This is a genomic window from Tardiphaga sp. (genome assembly GCF_044340795.1).
Classification (GTDB): Bacteria; Pseudomonadota; Alphaproteobacteria; order Rhizobiales; family Xanthobacteraceae; genus Tardiphaga.
This window is the reverse complement of sequence record NZ_JBIISY010000280.1, coordinates 1-7,238: the sequence shown is the minus strand read 5'-3', so window position 1 is coordinate 7,238 and position 7,238 is coordinate 1. Positions and strand designations below refer to the sequence as shown.

Genomic DNA, 7,238 nt, shown 5'->3' with positions numbered 1-7,238 from the left:
CCGGCGGGCACACGTTGCTGCCGGTGATGAAGCAGCGTCTTGCCGGGCCGAGTGATGTCATCGATATCGCAAGGATCAAGGATCTGATCGGCATCGAAGTCACGTCCGATGCCTTGATCATCAAGGCTGCGACGACCTATTACGACATCACGCAGAGCGCCGCGGCCAGGAAAGCCATTCCGGCCATCGTGCATCTGACCGAAGTGCTCGGCGATCCCGCCGTGCGCTATCGCGGCACCATCGGCGGCTCGCTGGCCAATAATGATCCGGCCGCGGACTATCCCGCTGCCGTTCTCGCATTGAATGCGACGGTGAAGACCAACAAGCGCGATATCGCCGCGGCGGATTTCTTCCAGGGCCTGTTCTCGACGGCACTCGAAGATGACGAGATCATTACTGCTGTCTCGTTCCCGATCCCTGCCAAGGCCGGCTATGCCAAGATGCGCCATCCCGCGTCGCGCTTCGCGATGACCGGCGTGTTCGTGGCGCAGATGAAGGACGGGGAGGTCCGTGTCGCTGCGACCGGTGCCGCGCAGGATGGTGTCATGCGCGTGCCGGCGATCGAGGCTGCGCTGAAACCAAACTGGTCCACAGCTGCGATCGATGGCGTGTCGATTTCTGCCGACGGATTGATGGGCGACATCCATGGCTCCGCCGCCTATCGCGCCAATCTCATCAAGGTGATGGCACAGCGCGCCGTGGAGGCTGCGGGCTGACATTCCGCGCAACGCACAATGCGCGTCACGACGCGCATTGTGCAGCGCCGCAGCATGGGCGCATGCAGGATTGCGCCCAAAAGCGTCTTGCTCTCGTCAGCGACGGCGTTCACAGTTTTTCCCAAAGCGGACGATCTCGATCGGGATCGCATCAACATGGGAAACGCCAGTGACCACCACCAAACTCTCCGGCCCGCTGAAGGGCACCCGCATCGTCGAATTCGCCGGCATCGGCCCTGGCCCCTTCGCCTGCATGCTGCTCGCCGATATGGGCGCCGAGGTCATCACGCTGGTGCGCCCCAGGCAGATGCCGAAAGGCGCGGCTGCGCGTGGCCGCAAGGTTGTCGAGGTCGATCTCAAGGACAAGGCCAGCATCGCGCAGGTGCTGTCGCTGCTCGATAGCGCCGATGCGCTGGTGGAAGGCTATCGCCCCGGCGTGATGGAGCGCCTCGGCCTCGGACCGGATGTCGTGCTCGGCCGTAACAAGAAACTGGTCTATGGCCGCATGACCGGCTGGGGCCAGGACGGTCCGCTGGCGCAGGCCGCCGGCCATGACATCAACTATATTTCCATCACCGGTGCCCTTGCTGCCATCGGCGGCGCCGACAAGCCGGTGCCGCCACTCAACCTTGTCGGCGATTTCGGTGGTGGCTCCATGTATCTCGTCATGGGCATGCTTGCCGCGATGCTGGAAGCGAGCAAATCCGGCCAGGGCCAGGTGGTGGACGCGGCCATGTGCGACGGGGCGGCCTCGCTGATCACCATGTTCTTCGACATGACGGCGGCCGGCCGCTGGAAGGAAGAGCGCGAAGCCAACATGCTGGACGGCGGCGCGCATTTCTACGGCGTCTATGAATGCAGCTGCAGCAACTTCATCTCGATCGGCTCGATCGAGCCGCAGTTCTACGCGCAGCTGCGCGAGCTCGCGGGGCTCGACGAGAGCTGCTTCGACGCGCAGATGGATCAGAAGCAGTGGGCGGCGCTGAAGGACAAGCTCGTCGCGGTGTTCAAGACCAAGAGCCGCGATGAGTGGTGCAAGATCATGGAAGGCACGGACGTGTGTTTTGCGCCGGTGCTAACGATGACGGAGGCGACCAGGCATCCGCATATGGTGGCGCGAAACGTCTTCATCCAGCAGGACGGCGCGACGCAACCGGGCCCGGCACCGAGATTCTCACGCACGCCGTCAGCGGCGCGGGCGCCGGTGAAGGCGGAGTTGGGTGAGGCTGTGAAAGGCTGGGCGAGTTAGAAGCGAAGGCGCTCCGCTTATCCCTCCCCGGAGCGAAGCGACTGGGGAGGGTGGATCGAAGCGAGCGTTCAGCGAGCATCGAGACGGGTGGGGTGCCTCCCCACACTCCGACGCCATGTGGGGAAAGACCCCACCCCCGCCTATCGGCGGCCCCTCCCCACTGCGCTTCGCTTGGGGGAGGGAGACCATTGGCTTCGGTGTTAGTATTAGACCGGCAGACCGTTCTTCTTCGCCAGCTCCTTCAGCGACACCTGCGGACGGGCGCCGATGTGCTGGATCACTTCCGCTGCGGCCATCGCGCCGAGCTTGCCGGCATTTTCATAGCCGGCATTGCGCACGAGACCGAACAGGAAGCCCGCCGCGAACAGGTCGCCGGCGCCGGTGGTGTCGACCAGCTTCTCGATCTTGTGCGCCGGCACTGCGACGACACCCTCGCTCGAGGCGACGACACAGCCCTTCTCGCTGCGGGTAACGACGCCGAGACGGATGTCCTTGCGCAGCTCACCGAGCGCGGCATCGAAGTCCTCAGTCTCGTAGAGCGAGCTCAGCTCGGACTCGTTGGCGAAGATGATATCGACGGTGCCATTGCGCATCAGGTCGAGGAACTCGCTGCGATAGCGGCCGACGCAGAAGGCATCCGACAGCGTCAGCGCCACCTTGCGGCCGGCATCATGGGCGATCTTCGAGGCCTTGATGAAGGCTTCCTTGGCGCTGGCGGGGTCCCATAGATAGCCTTCGAGATAGACATAATGCGATGCCGCGATCGCGGCCGGATCGATGTCTTCCGGCGTCAGGTCCTGTGCCGCGCCGAGATAGGTGTTCATGGTGCGCTCGCCATCCGGCGTCACCAGGATGTAGGAGCAACCGGTGGCAGGGCCGGCTGCAGCGGGCTTGGTCTCGTAGCTCACGCCGGCCGCGCGGATGTCATGGGTGTAGAGCGTGCCGATCTGGTCATCCTTGACCTTGCCCACATAAGCGACGCTGGCGCCGAGGCTGGCGAGGCCGACAATGGTGTTGGCGGCCGAGCCGCCGGACATTTCCGTGGCCGGGCCCATCGCGTCATAGATCGCCTTGGCGCGGGCTTCGTCGATCAGCGCCATGCCGCCCTTGTTCATCTGATGGGTGGCCAGGAACGCGTCGTCGGTCTGCACCAGCACGTCGAAGATCGCATTGCCGATAGCAAGCACGTCGTATTTCGCTGAAGTCATTAAGATTATCCCGTTGCGGCGATTGCGGGGGCGGGGCGAATGGTCTTCAACTCATCCCGCTGCGGCCTGAAGGCTGCGACTATCACACCCCGCCCGGCGCCAGCAAGGATGCCTCCCCCGTGACGGTTCCATGATCCGCTCGATTTTGATGGTTTCCACGGGCACGCTGGCCTCGCGCCTGCTCGGCTTTGCGCGCGACGCCATGGTCGCGGCGCTGTTGGGTGCGGGTGCGGTGGCGGATGCGTTCCTGGTGGCGTTTCAGCTCGTCAATGTGATCCGGCGCCTGCTCACCGAGGGCGCGCTGAATGCGGCGCTGATCCCGGCATGGGCACGCATCAATGCGCTCGAGGGACCGGTAGCTGCCGCAGCCTTTGCGGGGCGCGTGCTGTGTACGATCGGTGCGGCCGTTGTCATTGCGGCGGTCTTGATCGGCTTGGCGATGCCGATGGTGATTGCGCTTGTCGCACCCGGATTCATCGGCGAGCCAACGTTGCAGGTCGCCGTCGATAACGCGCGGCTGATGCTGCCTTATCTCGCTTTTGCTGGGCCGGTCACGGTGATGATGGGGCTCTACAATGCGCGAGGGCGCTTTGCGTTGACCGCGTTTTCGCCATTGCTGTTCAATGGCGCGCTGATCGCGGTGATGACGCTATTGCTGGTGTTTCCGCAAGGAGCGACCACTGCCGCTATGGTGATGGCGGCGACGGTTGGAATTGCCGGGTTTCTGCAGTTGTCGCTGCTTTTCTTGCGGCAACACAGCGGCAGGCTTGCGGCGCCCTTGCGGCTGTCGCTCGATGGCCAGATGCGTGGATTTTTGCGCAAGGCGCTGCCCGGAATGGTCGCCAGTTCGGGGCCGCAGCTCCTCATTGTCGGCGCGGCCATCATCGCGTCGTCGATGCCGTCGGCGGTATCGTGGCTCTACTTCGCCAATCGCCTGATCGAACTGCCGCTCGGCATCGTCGGCACCGCGATGGGCACGGTGCTGATCCCCGAACTGACACGTGCGGCGCGTGAGAATGATCATGCGCTGATGACCCATGCGCAATCGCGCGGAATCGAGCTGGCGCTCGGGCTCACACTGCCGGCGACATTGGGATTGATCGTCTTGAGCACACCCATCGTGCGGCTGCTGTTCGAACATGGTGCTTTCACGGCACGCGATACGGCGGCTACGGCGCAGGCGATGGTGTGGCTCGCGCTCGCGCTGCCGGCGCATGTGCTGATCAAGGCGCTGTCGCCGGCATTCTTTGCGCGTGAGAATACGCATGTGCCGCTGCTGGCGACGGTGATCGGGTTGGTGGTCGCGATCGTCGCGGCTTATGCACTTGGCGCGTTTGGTGCCAGTGGCATCGCGATGGCGATTGCGCTGGCGGCATGGAGCAGTGCGATTGTGCTGATGATCCAGGGTGGCCGCTCATTTGGTTGGGCGATCGATGCCGATGCGAAGCTCAGGCTGCCGATCATCATGCTGGCTGCACTGGCGATGGGCGGATTGTTGTGGCTGCTCACAAGAACCATGCCGAGTGCCGATCACAAGCTCGCTCAGGCGGTCTTGGTGGCGCTACAAATTGCCTGCGGCTTGGCCATCTACGCCGTGCCACTTCTGCTTACCGGCGCCTTGCGCTGGCGGGATTTCCGCGCCGCGCTCAGGAAACCCGCGGTCTGACTTCACGACATTGGTCATGGACGCCGCGCGGCGGCTATGGCATGGGACGCGCCGGCCCGCATTCCACCCGCGGGCGCAGAAGGAACTAGGTTATGTCATCTGCTCCAACGGCATCCACCCCGCCCGCATTCACCCAGCGCGTCTTTTCCGGCGTCCAGCCGACCGGCAACCTGCATCTCGGCAATTATCTCGGCGCCATCGTCAACTTCGTCAAATTGCAGGAGCAGTATAGCTGCCTGTATTGCGTCGTGGATCTGCACGCCGTCACCGTGGCGCCATCAGTCTGGGGTGGTCCGGAAGAACTCCGCCGCTGCACCCGTGAAGTCACAGCCGCCTTCATCGCCTCGGGCATCGATCCGAAGAAGCAGATCATTTTCAACCAGAGCCAGGTTGCCGGTCACGCCGAGCTTGCCTGGGTCTTCAATTGCGTCGCCCGCCTCGGCTGGCTGAACCGCATGACCCAGTTCAAGGAGAAGGCCGGCAAGGATCGCGAGAACGCGTCGGTCGGTCTCTATGACTATCCTGTGCTGATGGCCGCCGACATCCTGCTCTACCGCGCCACCCATGTGCCTGTCGGCGAGGACCAGAAGCAGCATCTCGAACTCGCGCGCGACATCGCGCAGAAGTTCAACAACGACTTCGCCGAATCCATCGCCAAGCAGGGCCACGCCGGCCCCTTCTTCCCGCAGCCCGAGCCTGTGATCACGGGACCGGCGACGCGCGTGATGAGCCTGCGCGACGGCACCAAGAAGATGTCGAAATCCGATCCGTCGGATTACTCGCGCATCAATCTCACCGATGACGCGGATGCGATCGCGCAGAAGATCCGCAAGGCGAAGACTGATCCGGAGCCGTTGCCGTCCGAAGAGAAGGGCCTCGAGCCGCGGCCGGAGGCCGACAATCTCGTCGGCATCTATGCGGCGCTGTCAGGCCGCGCCAAGGCCGATATTCTCAGCGAATTCGGCGGCGCGCAGTTCTCCGGCTTCAAGGCGAATCTCGTCGATCTCGCCGTGGAGAAGCTGTCGCCGATCGCGAACGAGATGAAGAAGCTGTCGGCCGATCACGCCTATGTCGATGCGGTGCTCGCCGATGGCAGCGACCGCGCACGCGCGATTGCCGACGAGACCATGACGTCCGTCAAGGACATCATGGGCTTTGTGCGCAAACGGTAATTCAAACTCCTCTCCATGTCTTCGCCACAATTGGCGCGATGCAGGCTCATGCTTGCGTCGCGCTTGTCGAACGCGCATGCGCCGTGGCAGCATGGAGATAAGGACTTATTTGTCTGAGCATGATCTGATCCGAAAACCGGCACCCACTTTTCGGGATCATGCTCTCACATCGGGACATGCATGAGCACGCAACGCCGAAGTTATGAAAGCGGCCACAAGCCGAAATGCCTCGTGGTCGTCGATGACAGCGAGGAATGGGATCGCGCAGTGTATTATGCCGCGCGCTGGGCGGTGCGTGTCGGCGGCGGCGTGGTGATGCTGCGCGTGATCGAGACCGAAGACCGCAATCAGCAATGGCTCGGCGTCGCCGAAGTGATGCGCGCGGAAGCCGAGGAGGGCGCCAATGCCGCGCTCGACCGCGCCTCGGGCCGCGCCAATGGTCTCGCTGCGATTACGCCCGAGCGTGTGATCCGCGAGGGCGAGCCGACCGAACAGATCCTCGATGTGATCGACAAGGACGTGGACATTTCCATGCTGGTGCTGGCGGCGTCGGCCGGGGCGGAAGGGCCGGGGCCGATCGTGACCATGATCTCGAAAATGGTCGGCACCTTCCCGGTGCCGGTGGTGGTGGTGCCGGGCAGCCTGACGGATCTGGATATCGACGGGCTGTCGTAAAACACGTCATTCCGGGTTCGCATGCGGCTGACGCCGCCAGCGCCCCGGAATGACAGCTCAAACTCCCTTGATTCGTGCCTTTTTCATCGCCATCTGCTACGGACACCCCACGCGCCGGCCTTGAACCGGCGACGCAGGAGAGACCGATGTTCATCCAGACCGAAGCCACCCCCAATCCCGCCACGCTGAAGTTCATCCCGGGCCGGGATGTGCTGACCAGCGGCACCATGGAATTTACCTCCGCCGAGGCCGCCTCGCGCTCGCCGCTGGCGGAGAAGCTGTTCGCCGTGCAGGGCGTCACCGGCGTGTTCTACGGCGCCGATTTCGTCACCGTCACCAAGGACGACAGCGACTGGCAGCACCTCAAGCCGGCGATCCTCGGCGCCATCATGGAACACTACATGTCCGGCGCGCCGCTGCTCGCTGACGGCAGTGCGCCTGAGGGCGACGTTTCGGACGAGGACGAGTTCTTCGACGATGACGACGCCGAGACCGTGGATACGATCAAGGACCTGATCGAGACCCGCGTGCGCCCGGCCGTGGCCAATGACG

At 63.7% G+C, this 7,238-nt stretch carries 7 protein-coding genes; 6 read left to right on the top strand and 1 reads right to left on the bottom strand.

Features of this window, described 5'->3' with window-relative positions; translation table 11 throughout:
* Both ACIQ17_RS28685 and ACIQ17_RS28680 read left to right on the top strand, forming a co-directional pair.
* The coding region (locus tag ACIQ17_RS28685) for an FAD binding domain-containing protein (RefSeq protein WP_398472813.1) at positions 1-716 on the top strand (716 nt) is incomplete at its 5' end.
* Between the two features lie 169 nt (positions 717-885).
* Entirely contained in the window at positions 886-1,965 is a 1,080-nt protein-coding gene (locus ACIQ17_RS28680; RefSeq protein ID WP_398472812.1) for a CaiB/BaiF CoA transferase family protein, read from the top strand.
* A gap of 206 nt (positions 1,966-2,171) precedes the next feature.
* Here ACIQ17_RS28680 and ACIQ17_RS28675 read toward each other — a convergent pair whose 3' ends face one another.
* Positions 2,172-3,173: an adenosine kinase gene (locus ACIQ17_RS28675; protein ID WP_398472810.1), complete on the bottom strand. Its 1,002-nt coding sequence runs from the start codon at positions 3,171-3,173 to the stop codon at positions 2,172-2,174.
* 130 nt (positions 3,174-3,303) lie between these two features.
* Between ACIQ17_RS28675 and murJ the strand changes: the two genes are divergently transcribed.
* The 4 genes from murJ to ACIQ17_RS28655 all read left to right on the top strand — a co-directional run.
* Positions 3,304-4,839 carry a murein biosynthesis integral membrane protein MurJ gene (gene murJ / locus ACIQ17_RS28670; RefSeq protein ID WP_398472809.1) on the top strand — a complete coding sequence of 512 codons (1,536 nt, stop codon included), beginning with the start codon at positions 3,304-3,306 and terminating at the stop codon, positions 4,837-4,839.
* Between the two features lie 92 nt (positions 4,840-4,931).
* On the top strand, positions 4,932-6,011 hold the full coding sequence (gene trpS / locus ACIQ17_RS28665) for a tryptophan--tRNA ligase (protein ID WP_398472807.1): 1,080 nt from the start codon (positions 4,932-4,934) through the stop codon (positions 6,009-6,011).
* A 180-nt stretch (positions 6,012-6,191) separates the two neighbouring features.
* Positions 6,192-6,686: a universal stress protein gene (locus ACIQ17_RS28660; RefSeq protein WP_398472805.1), complete on the top strand. Its 495-nt coding sequence runs from the start codon at positions 6,192-6,194 to the stop codon at positions 6,684-6,686.
* A 146-nt stretch (positions 6,687-6,832) separates the two neighbouring features.
* Positions 6,833-7,238: NifU N-terminal domain-containing protein (locus ACIQ17_RS28655; RefSeq protein WP_398472804.1), on the top strand; the 406-nt coding region annotated here is incomplete at its 3' end.

What these genes read in the sequence shown, in the direction of transcription:
- ACIQ17_RS28675 (WP_398472810.1), bottom strand. Translation starts at nt 3,173, where the DNA reads ATGACTTCAGCGAAATACGACGTGCTTGCTATCGGCAATGCGATCTTC.
- murJ (WP_398472809.1), top strand. Translation starts at nt 3,304, where the DNA reads ATGATCCGCTCGATTTTGATGGTTTCCACGGGCACGCTGGCCTCGCGC.
- trpS (WP_398472807.1), top strand. Translation starts at nt 4,932, where the DNA reads ATGTCATCTGCTCCAACGGCATCCACCCCGCCCGCATTCACCCAGCGC.
- ACIQ17_RS28660 (WP_398472805.1), top strand. Translation starts at nt 6,192, where the DNA reads ATGAGCACGCAACGCCGAAGTTATGAAAGCGGCCACAAGCCGAAATGC.